Annotated in this window: 13 protein-coding genes; 1 reads left to right on the forward strand and 12 read right to left on the reverse strand. The window is 36.8% G+C overall.

Annotation, left to right across the window (positions count from 1 at the left end):
* Positions 1 to 40 precede the first annotated feature (40 nt).
* Complete coding sequence (locus tag R3E32_06675; protein MEZ4884409.1) at positions 41 to 2680, reverse strand: carboxypeptidase-like regulatory domain-containing protein; 2640 nt, start codon at positions 2678 to 2680, stop codon at positions 41 to 43.
* 20 nt (positions 2681 to 2700) lie between these two features.
* Complete coding sequence (locus tag R3E32_06680; protein ID MEZ4884410.1) at positions 2701 to 3705, reverse strand: FecR domain-containing protein; 1005 nt, start codon at positions 3703 to 3705, stop codon at positions 2701 to 2703.
* 232 nt (positions 3706 to 3937) lie between these two features.
* On the opposite strand from R3E32_06680, the gene R3E32_06685 reads away from it, so the two are divergent.
* Positions 3938 to 11704 (forward strand): Ig-like domain-containing protein, encoded by a 7767-nt coding sequence (locus R3E32_06685; GenBank protein ID MEZ4884411.1) that lies wholly within the window; start codon positions 3938 to 3940, stop codon positions 11702 to 11704.
* Between the two features lie 51 nt (positions 11705 to 11755).
* Here R3E32_06685 and R3E32_06690 read toward each other — a convergent pair whose 3' ends face one another.
* The 10 genes from R3E32_06690 to R3E32_06735 form a co-directional block, all read right to left on the reverse strand.
* Positions 11756 to 13543, reverse strand: coding sequence for an N-6 DNA methylase (locus R3E32_06690; GenBank protein ID MEZ4884412.1), 1788 nt, complete (start codon positions 13541 to 13543; stop codon positions 11756 to 11758).
* A 93-nt stretch (positions 13544 to 13636) separates the two neighbouring features.
* Positions 13637 to 14338, reverse strand: a complete 702-nt coding sequence (locus tag R3E32_06695; GenBank protein MEZ4884413.1) for a hypothetical protein — start codon at positions 14336 to 14338, stop codon at positions 13637 to 13639.
* Positions 14331 to 15398: a hypothetical protein gene (locus tag R3E32_06700; protein MEZ4884414.1), complete on the reverse strand. Its 1068-nt coding sequence runs from the start codon at positions 15396 to 15398 to the stop codon at positions 14331 to 14333. The genes R3E32_06695 and R3E32_06700 overlap by 8 nt, the downstream gene beginning before the upstream one ends.
* Entirely contained in the window at positions 15388 to 17724 is a 2337-nt protein-coding gene (locus tag R3E32_06705; protein MEZ4884415.1) for an ATP-binding protein, read from the reverse strand. The genes R3E32_06700 and R3E32_06705 overlap by 11 nt, the downstream gene beginning before the upstream one ends.
* 290 nt (positions 17725 to 18014) lie before the next feature.
* Positions 18015 to 18998, reverse strand: coding sequence for a thioredoxin-disulfide reductase (gene trxB, locus R3E32_06710; protein MEZ4884416.1), 984 nt, complete (start codon positions 18996 to 18998; stop codon positions 18015 to 18017).
* Between the two features lie 132 nt (positions 18999 to 19130).
* Positions 19131 to 20015, reverse strand: a complete 885-nt coding sequence (gene blaOXA / locus R3E32_06715) for a class D beta-lactamase (protein ID MEZ4884417.1) — start codon at positions 20013 to 20015, stop codon at positions 19131 to 19133.
* 30 nt (positions 20016 to 20045) lie between these two features.
* Positions 20046 to 20285 carry a NifU family protein gene (locus R3E32_06720; GenBank protein MEZ4884418.1) on the reverse strand — a complete coding sequence of 80 codons (240 nt, stop codon included), beginning with the start codon at positions 20283 to 20285 and terminating at the stop codon, positions 20046 to 20048.
* A 101-nt stretch (positions 20286 to 20386) separates the two neighbouring features.
* Complete coding sequence (locus tag R3E32_06725) at positions 20387 to 22531, reverse strand: ComEC/Rec2 family competence protein (protein ID MEZ4884419.1); 2145 nt, start codon at positions 22529 to 22531, stop codon at positions 20387 to 20389.
* Between the two features lie 159 nt (positions 22532 to 22690).
* Positions 22691 to 24070 carry a hypothetical protein gene (locus tag R3E32_06730; protein ID MEZ4884420.1) on the reverse strand — a complete coding sequence of 460 codons (1380 nt, stop codon included), beginning with the start codon at positions 24068 to 24070 and terminating at the stop codon, positions 22691 to 22693.
* A gap of 24 nt (positions 24071 to 24094) precedes the next feature.
* Positions 24095 to 24508 (reverse strand): DUF1573 domain-containing protein, encoded by a 414-nt coding sequence (locus R3E32_06735; GenBank protein MEZ4884421.1) that lies wholly within the window; start codon positions 24506 to 24508, stop codon positions 24095 to 24097.
* Positions 24509 to 24533 lie beyond the last annotated feature (25 nt).

A 24533-nucleotide genomic window follows, 5' to 3' on the forward strand; every position in this document is an offset into this window, starting at 1 on the left:
TAATTGATTTATTAGGTATTTTGATTGTTACAATTTTTCTTTAAAATTCGCATCTCCAACTTAATACAGGAACAATGCTATTGCCTTTATAGTCCACAATTTGCTGACTTTCTACATCATAATACTTCTGCAATATATTCCTATTTCCAGTAACGTTCAGCAAATCCAGCCGCCATTCAACAGTCAGTTTTCTTTTGTTATGGCGGTAACTCAGTTGAACATCCAAGCGTTTGTAATCGGGCATTATGCGCTCATAAGCATGGGCAAAATCTCTCACCTCTTCTTTGTAGAGACGTGAATATTCTAAATCTATCGGCGTGTATCGTTTGCCGCCCGACCAAGTTCCTCTTAGATTTAGCCCCAAAATATTTTGCTGGTTAGAGCCGATTACCAACTCCTTGCCTACCAATACATTGAAGTTGCGTCCACTATCAAAAGGAGTCTTGCGGCGTACTCCGTCCGATGATTTGTAGCTCGACTGAAATAAAGAAGCATTTGTCAGAAAGTAGTAATTGTCTGCAAAAAAACGTTCTAATGTAAACTCTAAACCGTAATTAGTTCCTTTACCATCATTTAGCAAACTTCTATTCGTTAAACCTTGTTCTAAAATAAGGGCGGAAAAAATACTTGAAGGATCTTCCGACACAGGCGCATTGAATATTTTTTGGTAATAGGTTTCTACCTTCAAATGCAATTTAGGGCTAAAATAATGATCATAACCCAAAACCAGATGATGGGATTTGGTCAAATCCAAATCATGATTTTGTTGTACCAAACTGCCATCAGGTAACGTATAATTCGCCAAATAATATTCCAAAGACTCTATTCGACTGTGCAAACCATATCCAAAACTAAGCTTACTTTGCTCATTGTATTGCCATTGCAGTGAAGCACGAGGTTCTACACTCACCTTTCCATTTAGTCCAAAATACAAAGCGTGAAGTCCACTTACCATAGTCCAATTTTTTGCCAAACGGTATTTCCAACTTCCATAAGCCTGCAACATAGTGGTCGTTTCCTTACTTTTAAAAAGCATAAAATCATCGTAAGGAGGTTCAGATAAATCGTTTTTTATACGTGTATTGAAGTTATACCACCAATGGGTATAAATCAAGCCCGTTTCGATGCTTTGCTGTGAATTGATTTTGGAATTCAATGCCACTTTTGCCTTTCCAAAAGTCTTCTTCAAATTTTCATCATAATTTGCAGTAGGTACTTCAATACTAACTTTTTCTAAATCTTTGATTTTCGTTCCAGAAAGTGACAATGAAGTCTTCAAATAGGTTTTTTCATTGAAAATGTGCAAATTAGACAGCCCTACAATCCCCATTTTTTCATTTTCATTATCTTCAATCCGTTCAAATTGTTCCCAATGACTACTTACTCCTCCTATTCCGAACAACGAAAAATACCCTTTTTGATTGGGAAAATGAAACTTGAATGCCACATCTTGATAGCTCGTTTCATCGCCATTTCCTCCAATATTAATGCCCAGATGATTGAGCATCGCCAAAGTTGAATAACGGTAATTCACTAAATAAGAGGCTCCACCTTTTTCCACCAAAGGGCCTTCCATCGCCGCTTCAAGCCCCAACATCCCCAATTGCAGTGTATATTCTCTCTTTTCGTTATTTCCATTTCTAAGTTGCAAATCAAATACACCAGAAAGGGCATTTCCAAACTCTGATGGAAAAGCACCTGTATAAAAATCTGATTTCCCTATCACATTGGTACTCAGTATTCCAATCGCACCATTTGAGCTACCTTCCGAAGTAAAATGATTGGGATTAGGGATTTCTACACCTTCCAATCGCCACAAAACTCCTCTTGGTGAATTGCCCCTAATAATGACCGCATTTTCCTCCAAATCCCCATTGCTCATCACCCCTGCATAAGCCGTCACCGTCCTTGCAGGGTCACTTACTCCTGCTGCAAATCTTTTGGTTTCCTCAACCGAAACAGACCATGCACTGATCAATGCCATCTCATTGATAGGTTTGGCTTTTTGTGCGCTCGCATTGACTTCAATCACATCCAACTCGTTTAAAGATTCTTCTAAACCAACCTCCAAAACCAACTCTTTGCCTGTACCAATCAACACATTGGAAAGCGTTTTTCCTTCATATCCAATGTAAGACACCAACAAGGTATGTCGCCCAACAGCTATATCTGGAAACCTAAAATTACCTTCCAAATCTGTACTTGCTCCCATAAAAGGTTGAGAATCTTTCACCACAACATTTGCCCCAACAATCGGCAATTGAGTACTTTGGTCAATCACCCGTCCTCGGATTGTCTGCTTCAAAATGGCTTTTTTTGCAGGTGTTTTGGGTGTAGATGTTGGTATATTTTTTTTAGGTAACGGCTTCAATATGATTCGTTTTCCTAAAATTTTGTAGTCTGCGTCAATGGATTGCAGTAATTCCTCCAATACCAATCGAAGAGGCTTATTTTTGAAGTCAATATCTACTTTTTGTTCTACCGCCACCAAATTTTTACTATACGAAAACCGAATATTGTACCTTTTGCTCAGTTCTTTCAAGACCTCTTCAATGGACACATTGGATTGATTCACTGTTACCTTTTTATTGAGCAAACCTTCTTCCTTACCGTTGTTTTTGGCGTTCAAAAACACAGTTATTGCAGAAAGTAGCCAACAAAAAAGTAGTATTTTCTTCAATCTCGTAATTCTTTAGTATTTCAACAACCTTTTCCTTCAATCCAATACGTTCCCGCTTCCAACTTTATTTTAACTTGCAGAGAAGTAGCCAATACTTCCATTACTTCCTCCAGTGTAGCGGCTTCAAATTCACTGGTAAACAGGCAATTCAATAGCATTTTGTTGCGGGCATCCATGCGGATATTGTAGTGTTTGGACAGCACCCTCATCACCCGACTCAGTGGTGTATCCGTAAAAACCAATCGTTCTGTCTGCCAAGACCAATCATTTTCATCCTCCACTTTCACTTTATTCAAAACTTTAGTTTCCACATCAAATACTCCTTTTTCACCCGCCTCCAATGTAACCGATTGTGCATTATCGGCTCTTGAAGCCAAACTGACCTTACCCGTTCTAACTGTCACTTCTACATTTTCTTCCGTTGTGCGAAGATTGAAGGAAGTTCCCAACACTCGGGTTTCTGTGTTTTTATTGAGGATGACGAAAGGGCGGTTTTCATCTCTCGCCACTTCAAAAAAAGCTTCTCCCACCAGTCGAACCTTGCGCTCTGTACTGTCAAATTTTTCGGGAAAAGTCAAAACAGTGTATTCATTCATCCAAACTTTCGATCCATCCTCCAATTTCACCTCTCTTTGCATATTGCGAAGGGTTTCAATTTGTACAGATTCAACGATGGCTCCTGAAGGTTGAATAACTTGTTTGGCCAACCATACGCCACCTATCATGAGTAAAAATACGGCTGCAATCCTCAGAAAATCTTTGAACAAAGGTCGTTTTGACGTTTGCAGTTCTCTAATGACAGGCTCAGCTCCAATTGTTGCTTGAAAATCTTCCCATTCCGCTTCTGTATCAAAATCAACTTCTTTGTGAATCCCTTCAGTCAACTGCCATAGTTTTTGAGTCGCTTCAAATTCTTTTTGATTCGCCTCCGATTCTTCTCGCCATATATGCAACTGTAGTTCTTCTTCTTTAGAAGCTGTTCTGCTCAGATGGCGAATGATGATATGCTCGATAGATGTGTCCATTGATTGATTGAAATGTCGTGCTTTTATAAATAGTGACAAGGTAAGAAAGAGTTACCACTATTGAAGGGAGATTTTTTTTGAAAAAAAAGTAAATCTTTAATTCTTTGAAAAATATATCATCCATCTACATCTACCATTAGCTACCCTATTAAACTACCTATCGTAAATCTAAAATGTTATTTGATAATATTTGTTAATTTTACCTCTTCAAAAAAACGCATACGCTACTACCATGAAACGACAAAAAACCATCGTAACACTTGCGAACACAGTCAGTTTGTATTTTTTACTACTTATTGTATCTATTACCACTTCACTCCAAGCCCAAACCAATCTTGTACCCAATCCCAGTTTTGAAGACACCCTTTCCTGTCCATCAGGTTTGGGATTTCTGAGCAATACAGCTTTAGAATGGGAAGAGGTAGGAATTCCCAACCATTTTCATACTTGTGTAGAAGATGGCGGCGGGGCAGATGTGCCTGACAATGTATTTGGTGTGCAAAATCCTTTTTCTGGAGTAGCTTATGCAGGATTTACCGCCTATACCACAGGCACGCCTTCACAACGGGATTACATCACCATTCAGTTGAGCGAGGCATTGCAGCCTGATACCGAATATTGTGTGGAGTTTTATGTGAGTTTGGCAGACCTTAGTTATTTTGCAGTAGAAAACATTGGCGCATATTTCTCAGAAAATGCTGTTCCCAACAACAACGGGCTGCCTTTGGGCTTCGTTCCGCAAGTTGAAAACCGAGAAGGTGTATTAAAAAATAAAAACGAATGGCAGCGCATCAGCGGTACTTTCACTGCCCAATCTCCCCTTCAATGGCTTACAATAGGCAACTTTTACAACAACGCCAATACCAATGCTGAAAACTTGGCAGTCGGTGGCGAAACGGGGTTTACAGAGTTGGGATATTATTACATAGATAGCATTTCGGTAGTTGCTTTGGAAACTGTAAGTGTAGTAATGCAAGACATGAATATTTTGGCACAGCCCGAAACGGCTGTATTGTGCGAAGGAGATGTTCAAACATTGACTGCAACAGGAGCAGAGAGCTATGAATGGTTTAGTTTGAACGACCCTTTTACAGTCTTGAGTGATGCCGATACCTTGGCTTTTGCTACAATGACTACCCAAAGTTTCATTTTGCAGACAACTGACTTCAATTGTGTGCGGGAATACATTTTTACTATTGAAGTAAGACCAATGCCACAAGTTGAAATAGGATTTGAAGCCACTTGTGAAGGTTACAATCTGCAATTTACGGAGTTGGGAACTGGCATTGTAGAAGCGGCAACGTATCAATGGGATTTTTATCAAAACGGCAATATCGTAGCTACGGATAGTACAAGAGGGGGGGCAGAGGTTTTCAATATACTGATTGACAGTGTGATACTGATAGTTAATAATTTAGAGAATTGCAGCGCAAGCGATACACTCTTGGTAGATTTGCAGCAAAATTGTCAACCTTGTATGGATGGTTTTCGCAATTTAGCCGCCAATCCCTCTATAGAATACTACCACGATTGCCCCAATGATTTGGGAGAAATTGGGGGGGCAAGCCAATGGAAAGCACCGACCAACGGAAGCACCGATTACCTCCACACTTGCGCCAATACTGTGCCTTCAAATCTATACGGCAATCAAATGCCTTCGGATGGAGAGGGATATTTAGGCTTTTTTGGCTATGCAGCAAACGATTATCGGGAGTATGCAAGTGTGCCGATTTTGCAACCCTTGGAAGTCGGTAAAAACTATTGTGTGCGTTTTGATGTGAGTTTAGCAGACAGTTCGGGTAAGGCAATCAGCAATTTAGGAGCACATTTATCGGCAAATCCTATTGCAGTCAATACACAAGCACCGCTATTTGGTTTTCCACCCCAAATCGCTAACAATTCAGGAAATACAATTGCAGACAAAAACAATTGGACAACAATATCAGGCATTTACAAAGCCACCAATGCTACAAACTGGCTCACAATTGGAAACTTCAAAGATAATAGCAATAGCGAGGTATTAGACTTGGATAGCACCTTTTTGTTCGATAACTCGGCATACTATTATCTTGACAATGTATCGGTTATAGAAATGCCTGCATTGGCAGTCCTAAACGGAAATGGTCAGCCTTTTACCACACCAACCGTTTGTGTTGGTGAAAAAATACCAGTTCAAGCCGTAGGAAATTACTGCAATTTCAAATGGATAAATGCAAACAAACCAAACGAAATATTGAGTTCTCAAGCCAATGCCTCGTTGAAGAGTACACAAAAAGGGTTGCAAAAATTTGTAGTCTTGGCAGATTTTGGAGGATGTATATTGACAGACACCATCAGTATTGACTTTGAGCCATTTCCACAAGTAAGTTTTGATTTGACCCCCAATTGTGCGGGAGCTGTTAGTATTTTGGTAGATACTTCAACTGGGGTGGAAGAAGGAGCTTTGTACAACTGGAATTTTGGAGATGGCAATGGTATACAAGGGCTTACCAATGTTACCAATTTGTATGAACAGCCTGGTACTTATACAGTTCAATTGACGATTACCAACCCAACAGGGTGTACGGCTTCGGCAGCTCAGATATTGATCATTGAAGATATATGTGATCCCTGCAATGCCGAAAACAATTTTGTATCCAATTCCAGTTTTGAAGAAGGGATTTGTCCCGATTTTACAGGCCAAATAGACCGTGCAGCTTTTTGGATCAGTCCAGAATTAGAAGACAGAGCGAGTTTGTTTGACGACTGCAATCCCGATAATATAGTGGGCGTTCCTGAAAATAGATTTGGTACACAAGAACCCCGCACCGATATTTCGTATGCTGGTATCAAGGCGTATAGTATAACCCCTTCTGAGCAACAATTCATTACGAACCAGTTGGGCAGTAATTTAGAAATTGGCTCGACTTATTGTGTGAGTATGTTTGTGAGTTTGGCAGATACGAGTGATTTCGCCATCAGTTCCTTAGGTTTCTATTTTACAGTGGTCAATCCAACTGGAACTAATTTGGTGAACGTCACGCCACAAGTGGTCAATAGAATAGACCGCATCATTGCAGATACGCTCAATTGGGTAGAGATATCGGGAACGTTTACGGTAGATCAAAATTACCGCTTTTTGACGATTGGCAACTTCAAAAATGTGTTGAATACCCAAGAAGTTCAATCTATCGGGGACTTCAATCCAACGGGTTTTGCCTACTACTACATTGATGATGTGTCGGTAGTACCGATGGAAATCAGTACAGTAGAAGATATGGAAATCTGCAAGGGTGAAACCGTTACTCTGACTGGAAGCAGCAATACTTGCGAAATGTATTGGGTCAATGCCAACAAGCCGCTGAATGTGATTGCAGCAGGTGATGAACTAACCGTTAGCCCTTCGAGCAATTCTACTTATATTTTTGTAGGTCAAAATGGTAATTGCAGAGTGACAGACTCTGTGAATGTTGTTGTAAAACCTTTGCCCCAAATTGATACGATTAGCGTAAATCCGAATATTTGTAAGGGAGGAAACACACAACTGTTGGTGGAATTGTCAGCAGCGGGAGATTATGTGATTCAATGGTCGCCTTCTGGATTGTTGGTCAATTCCAATACACCCAATCCGATTACTTTGACCGATACGACCACTACTTTTTATGTGAACATTACAGATACTGCGACGAGTTGCAGCATCACGGATTCGGTGAAATTGAAGGTAAATCCACTGCCCATTGCCACAATAGATGTGGACAGTTTGTTTATTTGTGCAGGTGATTCGATGCGGGTTAGTGCTTCGGGAGGTGATGTATTTGCATGGGAACCAGCCGAAGCGGTTTCGGATGCTACGATTGCTGACCCTTATGTATATAGCCCCAATACAACGCTTAACCTGTCGGTGACAGTCAGTAATTCTCAAACAAGTTGTAGTAGTACGGAGAGCCTTATCGTAGCAGCAGGGAAAACATACATCCAAGATACGACCAACATTGTGATTTGTGAAGGAGATGACTTTTTCGTCAATGACATCATTTTGGGAACATTGGGAGCACCTTTTGATGCCGTTGCATACCGTTGGGAACCTTCACTCAATTTATCCTCCGATTCTACCCGTAATACCATTATTTCCACACCTTTTGACCTCATTTACACCCTGTTTTTTACAGACAAAAACGGCTGTGAAGGCAATGTATCTATTGAAGTAGATGTGAACCAAGTACCCAATGCTGGTCCAGATGTATCTATTTGCGAAGGTGGTTCGGTACAATTGAATGTATCAACGGGTGCAGTTGCCTACCAATGGCTACCATTAGAAGGACTAAACAATAATACAATCCGTAATCCAATCGCTTCTCCATCGATAACAACAACTTACGTAGTCATTGCAACCTACATTAATCAAACAGGGCAGTGTACAACAAATGATGAAATCACTGTTTTTGTGAACGAAAGAGGCCCCAGCGGAGTTAGTGATGACGAAACAATTTGTCGGGGGGATTCGATCCAAATCAATGCTTTTGGAGGAAATATTTTTGAGTGGTTCCCTACCGAAACTTTGTCGGATTCTACGATTGCTACCCCAACTGCTTTTCCTGATGAAACTACAACTTACACCGTCCGAATCTTCAATGCCTCTACTCAATGTGAATCCATTGAAGATGTGACAATTACAGTCAAAGACGAAGCTCAGCCAACCATTTTGAGTCCCGATGCAAGGATTGTATGCGCTCAACCACTAACGCCTGTGCAGATTTGTCTGGATTTGGACTATGATGGTTGTGAAGCACTCAATTTCAATGTTTTGACACAACTAAGCAGTAATATAGTACAGTTGGATGGAAATTGTTTTACTTACGAATCTGCTTTTGCAGTAGCTCGTACTGATACCATTGAAATTCAAGTATGTACCGAAAATAGTCTGCAATGTGATACCACAACTGCAATACTTATTCACTGCGATAATGCCCCCAAATGGCCTGTTGATTTTATTCAGCGAAATACTTGCAGTGAAGGATTGTATAAGGTGCAATTGCCGCAACCCACAGATGCCGATGGAGCAGAAGATTCGTTGACCATTTCTATCAGCACACCACCTACAAATGGTACGGTAACACTTGATGGTTTTGTGCTGAATTATGTATCCAATGTAGGGTTTTCGGGTACAGAAAATATTGTAGTGACGGTTTGTGACCAATTATATCCTTTCAATGATTGTGCAAATTTGACGGTACGATTGAATGTTACCCCCAATAGTGCACCCGTTGCGGTTGACTTAAATATGATCATTCCTTATGAAACACAGGATATTATCTGCATTGAAGTGCAAGACGCTGACAACGACCCCATAACCATCACTGTCTTAGAATCACCTGCAAATGGCACTTTAGAGGCTGCAACTTTGAACTGTGCATTTTATACCCCAAATGATAATTTTTATGGTCAAGATACAATGGTTTTTGTAGCGTGTGATGCCTGCAATGCCTGTGATACAGCAGTTGTAACGATCACCGTTCCAGCTCCATTCGACCCTCCAATTGTTGCAGATACCACCGTAACGACGAATTATGATGCACCGATAAGTGTTTGTTTGAACATTGAAGAACCCAATGGAGAATCTTTTGATTTGAGTCTATTGAGTGCACCCATAAATGGAAATATCGAAATTCAAAACGATAGCTGCCTGTTCTATACACCGACATCTGAGTTTGCCTATGTTGAAAATATCGACATTGCAGTGTGTGATGTTTTGAACAATTGTACCAATATTACGCTCACCATCAATGTATTAGAGCCAATCAATTTGCCGCCAACGGTCGACGATGTGACAGCTTCAACGATTAGCAATTCGGCGGTTACATTTTGTTTTGACCCTGATGATCCCGAAAACGATGAATTAGAGGCAACTATCATCACCACCCCACTAAACGGTGATGCCTTGATCGTCAGCGATACTTGTGTGATTTATGTATCGAATCCAAACTTTTTTGGTGTGGACAGTTTGCAGGTACAGTTTTGCGACCCCAAAGGAAATTGTGTAACGGCATGGGGTGTGATTTCGGTTTCGCCGAGCCAAGATTTACCCCCTGTGGTAAGTGACACAACGGTCACTATTTTTTCTATGACTTCCACAATCGTCTGTTTGGATATTGAAGAACTAAATGGTGATGATTATTCGATTGCTTTTGTAGGAATATTAGATTCCCCTAATGTATTAGATAAAAATTGTTTTGAATATACCTCTCCGCCTGGTTTTTTTGGAGAGATTGACTTTTCCGCCGAAGTCTGTGATGAAAACAACAATTGCACCACGATTACAGTGACTTATATCGTGGTACCTGCTGGAAATATTGCGCCCAATGTAACACCCATTGCGCCTATTAGGTTGAATTTGAGTGAAACATCGGAGGTTTGTATTGAAGCAACAGATGTGAATGGCGACGATTTGACCTATCAATTGGCTGCTATTAACCCAAATTTGGGGGCAGTGAATGTCAATGACAACTGTGTTACATTTTTTGCACCCAATGTTGGAAGTGGAACAGTCAGCGTGACAGTAAATGTATGCGACGACCAAAATCCACAACTTTGTACTCCCATTGTGATTCAGTTTCAAATCAATACAGCTCCAAATGTAGTACCCGAACAGACCAATGTGGAAGTGGCGCAGGGAGCGACTGCAACGACTTGCCTGACGATTACAGAACCAGAAGGAGATGTCACAACCATTAACGTTATTGGAGGAGCAAACAATGGTACAGCAAGCATTTCAGGCAATTGTGTCATTTATTCGCCCACAGGAAATTTTGTAGGTTCGGACAATGTGGTGCTTCAAATTTGTGATATTTTGGGAGCATGTACGACTGTAACTATTAACTATGTGGTAACGGATGTTTTGTCTGCCAACAATGACAGCTTCAATGTGGAAGACAACAATCAATTGACTGCCAATTTCATTCAAAATGATGTTTTTACGAACATAAATAATTTGACCATCAACATTGTTTCACCACCTTCAAATGGCAGCGTAGTAGTAAATGCCAACAAAACGTTTACCTATACACCCAATACTAATTTTGTAGGAAACGAAAGTTTTGTGTATGAAATTTGTCTTCCAATTGTTGGTTGCGAACAGGCTACAGTGAGCATTGAAGTTGAAAATCTTTTGGAAGCCATCAACGATTTTGCAAGTGTGGTGCAAACCTCTCCTCCTCCATCTCTAGATATTTCAATCTTAGGCAATGATGCTTTTCCGAATGTGGATGCATTAGACGTATCTATTGTAGATGGGGTATCCAATGGGGCATTGATTTTGAATCAAACTACCTATGTTGTCACCTATTTCCCAAATGTCAATTTCATTGGAAGGGATACATTTGAATATTCGATTTTTTATCCAGAAAGAGGTTTAGATAAGGCTATTGTTGTGATTGAAGTAACAAAAGCTTTGATTCCTCCAACAGCTGCAAACGACAATTCGGAAACTTTTGAAGGTGAATCTGTTGTAGTGTCCGTTTTATCCAACGATACGGGAGATGGTTTGTTTTTGAGTAGAATTGTGAATCTACCTATCAATGGAAATGCAGTTATCAATACAAATGGTACGATTACCTACACACCCAATGCAGGATTTCTGGGAATCGAAAGTTTTACCTATGAGGTCTGCAATGCGGACGATTTGTGTGTGACAGCTACGGTGACAATCGAAGTGAAGCAGAGAGATGTGGTGGTGGTCTGCGAAATAAAGGTGTATGCGGCAATGACTCCTAATGGAGATGGTAAGAATGAACGGTTTGCAATAGCTGGACTGGACTGCGATGGCAATGACCAAAACGAATTGGTGGTTTTCAACCGTTGGGGGGATGAAGTTTTTCGTGCTGAAAATTATGGCCCAAACAATTTTTGGGATGGTCGCTATGAAGGTGCTGGCGAATCAGTGCCTGATGGTACGTACTTTTATGTATTGACGATTGTGGGGAAAGATGTGGTGCAAAAGGGGTTTTTGGAGGTGCAGAAGTAGATAATGAAAATCAAATTCATCGGATGAAGACTCAAACAAAGTATAAAATCATTAAATAATTATTTTGTATTTTTTCATTAAAAAATTATTGATAGAACTTTCTTTCTTCAACCTCATAAATTGGGTTCTTTCCTGTGTAGTAAAATCAGGAATGCCAAAATTCTTAATATAATTTTTAGCTAAGGAGAAATACCCTCCTGTATATGGCTTGCTTTTATGTTTAACATAATACCAAAACACATTAGATAATAGAATCTTTTTTATGAACAGCAAATCTTTTTCATTATCAGAAATAATTGCATACCCATTATAAAAAAGTAAGTTTTCTTCACTAGAATAAACAAAATAAGGTCTATTAGACATGTATGGTAGGAAAAGCTTTTGCCCCTGTATATTTAAAGCTTGAGTACGGCCAAAAGCAAACCAATTTTCATACTTTTTCTTGCCTTTATCTCTTTTTGATAATTCATTTTTATGTTCTGTTAAGTAATTATATGCATGAGGATATTTTTTTGTAAATTCACTCTCTGTAATTACTATATTTTTTTTTGTTTTATTACCAAATATATCAGCTTCTGATATTTCCTTATAAGGGAAAATGATTTTTTCTTTTAGTATTTCTATTTCATTTTCTTTTTTTAATACATTAGGTTTTATCACATTTCTGCAAATGCTTTTTTCTATTTTATATGATTTTCCATTTCGTGTTAAAAAGAAAAATCTTGGTATCTCCTTAATTGGTTTAAATATATAAATCTCATTTCTAAGCGTTGCTAATCCATTTCTAATAGCATATTTATCACCTAATTTTTCTCCAATATTTTCTATTTTGGACATGTTAGACTTCACGCTATAATTATCTAATAACCATCCTTCTTCATTATCAAGTGATTCATAATTAATATTAATAAAGTCAGTTTCTTGTAATAAATGAATAGAAGAGCTAGGGCATTTAGAATACTTCATATTCCCTTTTCGCTTATTAATCAGACAAATACAAGTATATGTATTTTTACCTTTAAAAACTTGTTCTGCTCCAAAATCAATTAGGGTAATATCTTGCCCATTTAGATAACACCTTAATTTACGTCCATTTAAACTTCTGTAAAAATTATTTACTGTAATATATCCTAAAAATCCCTTTGGTTTTAACCATTTTAGCCCTATCTGAAAAAAAGGTATGTACAAATCTGCTTTACCTATTGATGCTACAGACCAACTTTTCAATAATTTTTTCGAAATTTCATCAATATGATTTGCTCCTACATAGGGTGGATTTCCAACAATAATATCAAATCCATTATTATTTCTTATATCTTCAACTTCTTCAAACCAATTAAATTCTAATGAATTTTTTACAAATAGATTAAATTTAAAGGATGGAATATCTTCTCCTTTGCTAAGTGCTAAAATAGATAATAGTATTTTGGTCCTTATTATGCTATAATTTGTGATGTCAACACCGTAAATATTTTCTTTAAAAATTTCATAAAAAGTTTTTCCATATTTTGTTTTTAGTTTTTTTGCAAAATCAAACAAAAAACCACCACAACCACATGAAATATCACTGATTTTAGACTTGATATCTAACTTATTATAACAGGATTTAACTATAAATTCACGAATGTATGGAGGGGTATAAACTGCTCCGTTAACTATTTTATCTGATGGAGATATGACAAATTCAAAAATTTCAATTAATCTTTCGAAGGTAAATAATATGTCATATTCCTGGAATAGTGCTTGAAAATTTAGGAAATAAGCATACTCTTCTTGGCTTTCTTTATTTATAGTCAAGGATTTTAGAAGTAAGTTATTAGCAACATTTAAGTTGTTCAATGATAGAAAAGTTGAAACTATTAACCTATTTATTTTGGTAGGTTCTGTAGAATACTTCCTCAAAAAGCTATAAATTTTGCTCGTCATTAATTTTTACTCTATATACAAAGGGAATATATTATTCAATGTATAATCCAAATTACCAGTACTACCAAACGCATTAAAATATGGAGTCCACATTCTTTCCTGTGCCCTTTTAATTATTGATTGATACTCATCGTCATTTAATAATTCGTTGACAAAAGTATAATCTTTTGAGCTAAAAAAATTATTTATGATAAAATGAAATCCAAGAAATAAATCCATTGGCGGGTGAGGTAATCTTGGAGAGCCTAAAATAATCAGTTCTCCCGCATTACACGTTTCAAGTGTATTCCCACCAAATTGAAAATGATAATATGGATGTGTAAATTTGGGAGGAGTAGAAGGAATATTTTTATCTAAATGCCAACAACTTTTATATTCATTTGCCTCCTCATCATACCCATCTATATCTATCTGAAATGAATATTCAGTAATGACATCTTTATTATGAGTAAGGTTTTCAGGAGTAAATTTACATATATTTTGAAAGAAAACAGCAATATTTTCAATAGTACATGGGTTAGTACCAGATATTTTTTTTTCTATAAAAAATTCAATGTTTTCAACTTCTATTTTATTATCATTAATAAAGTCGATAGTCGCTTCTAAATTTATTAAAGCTTTGTAGTCACCTGGAATATCGTATTTCTCGATTAATTTAACTAATATTGACAAATCTTGTGAGATTATAGTAATTGAGTATTTATCCATTTTGATTAATTTGTTCTCCTATTAATTTTAATCTATTCTTACCTGCTGGCTTTACAAAAGGCAATGATTTAGTGGCTTCCAAACCTGCGTTGATAGAGATATATTCCTTATCCTGCCAAGGAAATAATTCTCTTCTATATAATTCCAATCCATCTATTGGGTCGATAGCTTTATTAGTATCTATACACACTGTCCAAAACTTTTTACTTTTAGAATGTGGAGTAGGTTCAAGAGGGGTTAAATTACAGAGCTCTGTATTCTGTTTTATAATTTCTATTCTTTGTATAGCATTTAATCTCCTTATAGATGTAGGAGTGGAATTAATGCTTCCCCACCAATTTTCAATCTTAGTCATCCACCATCTAGGAAATACGTCTTTAAGAATACCTGAATAAGAAGCTGATTCTAATTTGTTTATTAGATTACTCCAATCAGGAGAGTTTTTGCAGACTCCTAAACGTGCAGACAATATATTTTCATTTATTAAAAGTCCTGTCGGTTGAATAATATTTTGATTAATAAATAATGCTACAGCGTATGTGTGGTTTTTTATATTTGAATGATTTAAAAATGAGCATATTCTATAATCTATTTTTTCATACTCTTCAACAGTTAAACCTAATATTTTACTATAGTCAAAGTTTGATTCTTGAACTATTTTATATGCTTCAATAAAGCTTTTTATTCTGTTTGAGTATTTACCAGGATTGGCTCTAAATGCTTCTTTAGTAACAGAAAAATCGAATAAATCCTGACTAGAATAATCTTCATAATACCCTGTAATATTATCTTCACTTGATAATAAGATAATGGGTATATTTCTATAAGTATGAGAGTTTTTTGTTCTAAGTGTTTGAGCAATAGTAGGTGCATCGAACTTAGCCTCTTTACTAGTTAATCTAAAATCTAAGATTAATGCACTTATATCACTATTGATGCTATATAGAATTTTTTCAAGAGTTTTTGGGTCATTATGAATAGTTTCTATCCCTTGTGCTTTTAATTCACTAATAATAGTATCAGGTTCTAAATCTTCTACATACAATACCTTATAAGCCATATTTTTGTAATTCTTTATTAGTTGCTTTGTTAATTTCCACTCTAATACATGTATAGTAATTTTCTTTTGGAGAAACAACTTTTATACTGCCTCTATAACTAGAGATTATATCTTTTACAATTTTTAATCCTAAGCCTGTTCCTGCAATTTCAGTGAAATCTAATGAAATATCGAAATCTTTAGCAGATGTAGTGGTGAAAAATTCATCAAATATTTTATCCTCAATATCTTTCGGAATACCATCTCCATTATCAGAAAATTCTAAATAAATTTTATCTTCTTCTATTCCACACTCAATTAATATTTCCCCTTGCCTATTTGTCCTTTTAATGGCTTTTTTAGAGTTTGTATAAAAATTGAATAAAATAGACGACCATTCAGAAGGATGCATAGGTTTTAAATAAAGCAGGTAGCCGTTAAATACAGGGTCTTTTATTTGAATACCTGCTTTCTCCGCATCATTTTTAATAGAGTTAACAAAGGGTCTAACTACATTTCGTATTTCTATGGGAATCAAATCTCTAACTACGTTTTGAGAAACTACCGTATCAAAATAGGATGTATATATATGAAAGGAAGCAAAGTTTTTTTCTATAATTAATGCTCTGTCGAGAAGTATCTTATTGTCTTTCAGATGTTGAATTAGAAATTTTATATCATGACTGATATTCTTCATATAATATTTTATCTCATGTATAAATTGAGCTATTGATAATCCAACACTACTTAGAACCCTAAGCATTGACTTTTCTTTTATGTACTTCTCTTGCTCTGATTTCTGAATCTCCTGTAATTCATCTACTTTCTTTTTAATTTCTTTAATTTTCTTCTTTCTTTTCTTTTTAGCTTGAATACTGCCTTCTTCTTTCTCTAATTCTTCATCTAACTTATCTAAGGTAAAAGCTATATTTTTAATTCTTACTTCGATACTTTCATAATCCCACTCATTTTTATCATTTTTCTTTTGATTAGTAGTTAATTTTACTTTTCGGACTTGAGCAACCTTAATAATGCCAGTTATTAAAGTTCTATAAATAAAGTTTTGAAGTTGAATTAATGACTCATTATTAACTAACCCTTCTCTGCTAGATGTTTCATTAAATATATTACTATCATCAGAAATGTCAACAAAACCGAAAAAGTTCTGATTCCCATGAACAGGAAGGATTGACCTTCTTTTTACAGATTCATCTAATTTTAACCAATCATTTCCTGGTTCTGCATAAGGTAAAACTCTAAACCCGTTTCTATACAATCTAATACCTCCTTTAGTATGAGCTAATTTTTTTATACTACCCTCCTGCATTTTAGGAATGTATCCAGAATTATACACAAAATAATATGCAATAAATTGAATATTATTCAATTCATTAAAAGGAATCTGATTATCATCAGGGTCGTTACCAATTTCCCCAATTTCATCAATTTCTAGTTTTTTGCTTTCAATAGAATAGATACCAAGTCCTTTATCATCTATATATCCACTAATAGTTGCTAACGCATAATCATAAATCATTGATTGATTATCGGCAATAGTTTCAATTTTTTTGCCTGTTTCTGTTTTAAAGAACTTTACGTTAAAACCTGGCTCTTCTAAAATAGAAACTATTTTACTATTTGGCTTCGATTTTTTACCTTTAAAAAGTGGAAAAGGTTGAAGTATGTCTGAAACATATCTGTATATTCTACGAATTGCAGCCTTAGACCATCTATCCCGTAATCCATCAATAATTAATGTTGTTCCTTCTTCTCTTTGCTTATTAACTTCTTCTAAAGAATTAGATATTGAGTTTAAATTGATATCCCCTTTATAATCATCCCAATTAATAGAAAGCTTGAGCGCTTTGTCACCATTTAAGGTTTGTGTAATAATAGTAAGTTTTTCTCCTAACCTTTGAACCGCAAATCGACCAATTCCTTTTTGCCCCGCTCGTTGCCTTTTATACCTTTCTGAAGTTGGATTGTGAATCTTATCAGTAGAAGATATTCTCATAAAACCATTTGCCAACTGGTCTCTTGTCATTCCTAGTCCATCATCATCAATCTTTAACCGCCCTCCTATAGTATCCGAATTGTAAAAAGTTAGTTTAACTAATATTGCATCAGCATCATAGGAATTTTTAACTAATTCTGAAACTGCGGTTTCTTGCCTTGCAACTAATTCTCTACCTAAACGATCAATAACTCCAGCATCGACTGAAAAACGAACATTATTCTTATCAAGGGAAGCTAATTGACTAGATAGTTGAATAATTCTATCAACATTATCAGGGTCTTCTTCCAGAATAATTTGCAGTTTCTTTCGTATTTTTTCTTTGGAATTCAATAGTATTTTAGATAGTTGTTTGTTAAATCTATATTTTAAGCAAATATAACAGCATTTGATGAAATTACTTAATAATGTACTGAAATATTTTTTTTGTACAAAAAGGCTTTAAGTTAAAGTCTAAAGAAATATGTTTCAAATTAGTTATATTTCACCCTAATTTCACCAATTAAATAATTGAAAATAACCATAAATAAGTGATGTTTTTACAAACAAAAAGCCTTTACATAATTCATGTAAAGGCCTGACAATCAAAATCAATAACAATTGAATCTGCACTTTAAATTTCCCTATGCTTCAACAATTTCCTCAGCCGTTTCTGATTCCGCAAATTCCTTTGCAGATAAATAACGCTCTGCATCCAATGCAGCCATACAGCCTGTTCCAGCTGCTGTCACCGCTTGTCGGTAAATATTGTCTTGGGCATCGCCACAAGCAAAAACGCCTTTAACATTGGTTTTGGTGCTATCAGGTTTGGTGACCAAATAGCCCAATTCGTCCATATCCAGCCAACCTTTCAAAAAGTCGGTATTGGGTTTGTGACCAATCGCTACAAAAAAACCTTGAACAGGAATAACCGATTCCGCTCCTGTTTGATTTTGAACTACTCTAACACCCGTAACTTCTTCTTCACCAAGCACTTCTTTGGTTTCCGTATGCCAATGAATGATGATGTTTTTGTTGGTCATCACCCTTTTTTGCATTACCTTGGAAGCCCGCATTTCGTCACGGCGCACCAACAAATGCACTTTGGGGCAAAGATTGGCAAGGTACAAAGCTTCTTCTGCTGCCGTATCACCTGCGCCAACTACTGCAACGTCTAAGCCACGGTAAAATGCACCATCACACACTGCACAAGCCGAGACACCACCACCATTCATTCTCAATCTTTCTTCAGAAGGCAGGCCCAACCATTTGGCAGAAGCACCTGTCGCAACAATCACTGTATCTGCTAATATTTCCTTTTCACCGTCAATGATTACTTTGTGTAATTCTCCATTAAAATCAACCGAAGTGGCCAAACCAAAGCGAATTTCTGTTCCCATTCTTTCGGCTTGCTTCCTAAAATCTTCCATCATCGGAATTCCTCCAATGCCATCGGGATAGCCAGGGTAATTTTCTACGTCAGTTGTTTCCATCAACTGCCCACCTTGAAGCGGTCCCGTGTAAATAACGGGCTTCAAATCTGCTCTTGCCGCATAAATTGCAGCCGTATAACCCGCAGGGCCTGTACCTAATATCAAACATTTGATTCTTTCTGTTTGCACACTCATGTTTTTAACTAATTTTTTAAATAAGATTAGAGGATGGCATTCTCTAATGACAAAGATAAGGACAATTTGGTTCTTTGGCTGTTCTTGTAGATTCAACTTTTACTATATGAAAAATCGAACCTTATCTAACGCTTATTTTGCAGCAATCAAGCCCAAAGCCTCAAACGCCTTCATAGTGAGCTCTCGTCGAATCTTAGGAAACAACTGCATATCAAACGTTTCATTCGGTGTAACATTGGTCGCAAAGAAATATACCTTTCCTTTTGCTTCCAAATACCCTACAAACCAACCGATATCATTTGTGTTGTCATTCATCACCCAACCCGTTTTGCCACTGAGTTTGTAATCTTCATTTTCTTCAATAACCATTAGGCGTTTCATGATAGAGGATGTTCTTTCTTTGATGGGCAATTGGAGGTTGTAAAATTGGGAGAGAAAGTTTATTTGTTCAAATGGGGCGATTTTGGAGTTGCCTTCAAGCCAAAAGAGGTCAATATTGGCGGAATCTACCTGCATGTTTCCATTGGCGTAGCCTAATTTTTGGAGGTATTCATTCATCCTTTCTACACCAATTTTTCGAGCGATTTCTTGGTAACAAGGGACACAAGAAACATGGAAAGCATCTCTAAAAATCAAATCTTGTTCCCAAACCTTGAACAATCTTTTCTCACCATCCCACTTGAAGAGGGTACTGTCACTTTCGACTACACCTGTTTCAAGAGCGATAATGGAATTCGGAATTTTGAAGGTAGAAGCGGGGAGGCAACCTTTTTCACAACGATTGAAGTCATTGGAATAGTAGGTTTTAGCTGCAATATCGTAAATCAATAGAACACCTTGTATGTCTGCACTGTCCAAAAGGTGTTGAAAGGCAGGAACAACTTTTTTGACTTCAATTGAAGGAATCAGATCGGTACTTTTTGAAGAAACATTGGTTTGGTTTTGTGGATTATTGGTGCAAGCCATCAGACCAAAAAGGCATAACAAAAATAAGTGATGGAATTTTATTTGTTTCATTGTTGGTAAAATATTGTATCTGTTGTCACTTCAATTTACTGCCACGACTTCTTTGATAATAGGCACAGCCGTCCGAATCGCTTGCTCAACACCTGCTTTCATGGTCATAAAACTCATACGACACCCCTCGCAATTGCCAAGCCATCGAATCTGTACCGTATGGTCTTCGGTAATCCCTACTACTTCTACATTTCCACCATCTGCTTCTAAATGAGGGCGAATGGAATTCAAAGAATCTTCTACTCGCTGAAATAAATCTGTTTTTGACATGTTGTTCTTATTATTTGAAGGCGAATGGTTTTGAAGTACAAAGTTACGGATATTTTTCTATCTGCCTCCTACCAATCTGCAAAAGTACCTTCTAAAGAACGTTAAAAATCTACCACAAAGGCTCCTTGTTCATACACATTGTGGCACTTCAATCCATGTAGTTCACATTCACTTTTCCAGCGACTGACCTGTTTATAGTTATTAGAAGCATCAAATATAACTTGTTGAAAATCCAACCAATCCAGTGCTTTTTGGAGGCTGATACGAGGATTGTTGGAGAGAATGAGGTAATCTACTTTCATTTTTTTCTCTAAATCTGCTGGAATTGAAGTAGAATCGTTGAGCAACAAGATTTTTTTATTGCAAAATTGGATAAAAGGAGGGTCAAAAAAAAGACAGTTGGGAGTAGATGCTTCATTATGAAAAGCTGGAAATGGCACTATTTGAAGGGCTGCAATGCTGGACATTAATTGATGCGGAGCAATGTTGTACTGAAAGGTTTCATTGTCTTTTTCCTGCAAAAGGCTTTCATTACCAATTATATAAGATTCATCACCTACAATGAACTCTACGGCACTTTGTTTGGGAAGATGATAAACAACCATCTGTTTTTGTCTCACAGATTGAAATTGTTGCCAGGCAAAAGTAACCGACATCAACAACATGGCAACTAAAGTCCATTGTAGGTATTTGAGGTGGTGAAAAATGAAAAACAAAACCGATGCCATCATTCCTCCATACAGCAGCCAAAACTGCAAATCACTGACAACCAACCCTTCAATGACCGAAAATGGTAGCCATTGTATGATTTGCAGGGCATTGTAAACCGCATTGATTAAGCCCTGCAAAACAATTCCCAAAATATTGCCCAAAAAACTGCCGACATACGGAATACTGCTCAATACCAACAGCCCTACTCCTACCATCAAAATAATGCCCGCCGCAGGAATGACTACCAAATTGGACAACCAAAAATAGGTTGGAAATTGGTGGAAATAATACACGCTCAAAGGTGCTGTTCCCAACTGTGCGGCAATAGAAACTGCCGAAATTTTCCAGATGTAATCAAGTAAGTAGTTTTTGACCTGAAAAATGCGGTAAATTGGTCCTTGTAGCCACATTATTGCAGCAACTGCGGCATAAGACAGCTGAAAACCAACCATTTTGATCATATACGGATTGTAGCACAATAGCAAAAGGGCGGATGCTGCCAGCGCATTGAAGCTGAAAGATTTTCGATTCCAGAGTTCTCCAATTGCAAAGATGGTGAACATCGTTGCAGCCCTCGAAACAGAAGGCGGCAAGCCTGTGATGAAGGCATAACCCCAAATCACGGTAATCACCAAGAAAAATTTCAGGATTTTACCCCGCTTGTGGATTTTCTCCAAAAAGAACAACAAGTTGTTGATGAGAATGAAAATAATACCAACGTGCAATCCCGAAACCGCTAAAATGTGCATTGCCCCCGTATTGGCATAGGTATCTCGCACTTGATCGTCTAAATTGGCTTTGTAGCCCAACAAAATTGCAGAAGCAACCCCAATTTCAGCAGGAGAACCTACTTTTTCTTCAATGATCTTCAAGAAATAGGCTCTTGTCTGATAGACTTTTTGATAGAAAGAATTGGCGTAATTTTTATCCGTTTTTTGCCATTTATCAGTTGTAACATAGCTTTGGTGATAGACCTGAAAATTTTGCATGTAGGCGGCATAATCAAAACCATGTGGGTTTTTAGGTCCTTCCAATTTACGAAAAGTACTACTCGTTAAGACCACATCGCCATACTTCAATTCACTTACATCCTCTGACTTTTGAAAATAAACCAACGCTTTTCCAATTACCTTATCTATTTGATTTCCATTGGCTACTTGCAATATTTTCACCTCTGCTTTGAAGGTTTTTTCCTTTTCTTCGAGCGGTGCTTCCAACTGCATCAGTACTAAACTGGAATCACTCAAAAAACGACTAAAATGTTCTTTTTGTAGTATTTCAGTAGTTTGTTTGGTACGTTCAAAACCTACCATTATCAACGCTAATGCCAATAGTGTTCCGAAAATCCATCGAAAACGATATGCCCATTTTTGTCTGCGTAACACAAACAGAATCATGAAGCAAATAGCAATGGGTAGCAATAAAGTAATGGATAAAAATTGGGTAGGAACTTCGAAATTGATGAAGAGCAAAATGCCTATCACTAATGGCAATAAAATGCGTAGTAATGGTGCTGCTTCCCAGTTGAAAACCATAATTGTCCTGTTCGATTGTTGATTAATGTGCTTAAAAGTAGGATATAATAGGGAGAATAAAAAACAATTTGTAATAAATTATTTTATTTAAAGAAGCAAAAAAAATCTATATACTTTAAAAAACTGAAAATCAGCAATAAACAATATTTCAAAACAAATTCATAAAAATAATTGTGTAAACACCTCTATCATTTCCTTCTCCCATTTCTCTTTGTTATTGTGGCTAATCATGGGTATTTTTACCACCCATACCCGAATAACTTCTCCCGAAAACGACTCTACAATGTCAAAGTAGGTAGCATTTTTTGAAGATTTTGTGGGGTTTTCATTGCAGTCTTGAAGCATATTGGGATAAACCAAAAACACTTGTCGACAGGCTCTACGTACTGCATAAGTGGCTATTTGATACAAATCTTTTACATCTACGCCTTTCACCTTTTCACCTTCAAAATGAATTACTTTGTATTTGCAGTCTATAATAACAGGTTCTCCTTCAATGGAAAGCGTAATATCGTATTGAAGTTGAAAAATAGGGTTTTGTTTTTCATCTAAAGCAAGAAAGGTGCTGTTATCCTGAAAAGTCGGTTGCCAACGTGCAAAATGTTTTTGAAGGAATCCATAGACAAATTGCTCAAACAATTGCTCCATAGGTATCAAAAACGCCAAAGCTTTGGTGGATGTATGACTACTGAAATTTGCAGAACTTGCCAAAAAAAGACGGCAGTAATTCAAAACCAATTGCCATTCTTCAAAAAGTGAATGTATCTGAACTTTGTCGCAGTCTTCTGCTTGGTATGTTTGAAGCAATACATTGGGGAGAGATTGGACTATTTGCTGCAATAAGTCCTGAGATTGGGCATTTTGGGTAATGTTGAGCAGTTGAAGAACGGCATGTTTCAAGATTCGATTGAAGGTATTGTCTGAACCATATTGATCAAATTTACAAGGTATTTCCTGCCATTTGCCCGATGATAGATGTTTGGTGACATATTGCGCTGTATTCAATCGCCCTTTTACATAAGTTGTATTTTTGCTGACTGTTTCATAAGTAGTAAATTGCTGTTGTTGAAGCAATTGATGGGTATAATGGGCGAAGGTGAAAATAATAATTTCGGCAATGTCGATTTTCGCATGGCTTTCATAATAACCTTCAATAAGTGGAAAATAGATTTTGGAACTATACGTCAGCCAACGCATGAGTTGTTGATGAACAAAGGATAAGGTTTCTTCCGTTGCTTGGATTTCTTCTTCAAAAAAAATCTTGGGTAGTAGATGAATGGTTTTTGAAGCAAACTTGACGATACCTACATAGTTTTTGGCTTGCAGGTAATTTTGGCGGTCAATGCTTATAAACTGTTGATTAGATAGATTATTATCAAGGGAAGGTTCTATTTTATTTGAGCTACTGGAGTACTGTTGCCAAGCAAAGGGCGTATGGTGTCGTTTTTGCCAAATATCATTCAAAAAATCCAAAAAATGATTTACCTCATTGTTCGTTCCCCAAAAAACTCGATTGCTGTATTCGTAGAGGTAAATCATTTTTGAAATAAACTTATACTATAATTATTGAACTATTCTTCCACCAATGCTGATTTTGGTAGTAGTACTTTCGCCAGGTGTACCGCTATTGTGGGTAATGGTGACGGTTTTATTGATTTTTCCGCTTTTACCTTTGGGATTGAAAACCACTTTCACTGTTTCTTCTTCGCCTGGCATAATGGGATGTTTGGGTACTTTAGGAACTGTACAGCCGCAAGAACCTTTGGCACCAGAGATAATCAATGGCTCTGTACCATTGTTGACAAACTTGAATTCGTGGGTTACTTTGCCTGCCTTCAATGAAATAGCACCAAAATCATGGTGTTTTTGTTCAAATTTCATAACAGGCCCTTTCTTCACTACTTCTGCGGCATTTTCCTGTGCCATTGCAGCCAACGAAAAAAAGGTTAAAAACAAAATAGGAATTATCTTTCTCATAATGAAATACTTGTGTTGAGTTAAA

It is taken from the genome of Chitinophagales bacterium (assembly GCA_041392475.1).
In the GTDB taxonomy this organism is placed as follows: Bacteria; Bacteroidota; Bacteroidia; order Chitinophagales; family UBA2359; genus JAUHXA01.

Bases quoted from the DNA above. Each gene is read 5' to 3' on its own strand.
- R3E32_06680 (MEZ4884410.1), bottom strand. From the start codon at position 3,705: ATGGACACATCTATCGAGCATATCATCATTCGCCATCTGAGCAGAACA.
- R3E32_06685 (MEZ4884411.1), top strand. From the start codon at position 3,938: ATGAAACGACAAAAAACCATCGTAACACTTGCGAACACAGTCAGTTTG.
- R3E32_06695 (MEZ4884413.1), bottom strand. From the start codon at position 14,338: ATGGATAAATACTCAATTACTATAATCTCACAAGATTTGTCAATATTA.
- R3E32_06700 (MEZ4884414.1), bottom strand. From the start codon at position 15,398: ATGGCTTATAAGGTATTGTATGTAGAAGATTTAGAACCTGATACTATT.
- trxB (MEZ4884416.1), bottom strand. From the start codon at position 18,998: ATGAGTGTGCAAACAGAAAGAATCAAATGTTTGATATTAGGTACAGGC.
- blaOXA (MEZ4884417.1), bottom strand. From the start codon at position 20,015: ATGAAACAAATAAAATTCCATCACTTATTTTTGTTATGCCTTTTTGGT.
- R3E32_06720 (MEZ4884418.1), bottom strand. From the start codon at position 20,285: ATGTCAAAAACAGATTTATTTCAGCGAGTAGAAGATTCTTTGAATTCC.
- R3E32_06725 (MEZ4884419.1), bottom strand. From the start codon at position 22,531: ATGGTTTTCAACTGGGAAGCAGCACCATTACTACGCATTTTATTGCCA.
- R3E32_06730 (MEZ4884420.1), bottom strand. From the start codon at position 24,070: ATGATTTACCTCTACGAATACAGCAATCGAGTTTTTTGGGGAACGAAC.
- R3E32_06735 (MEZ4884421.1), bottom strand. From the start codon at position 24,508: ATGAGAAAGATAATTCCTATTTTGTTTTTAACCTTTTTTTCGTTGGCT.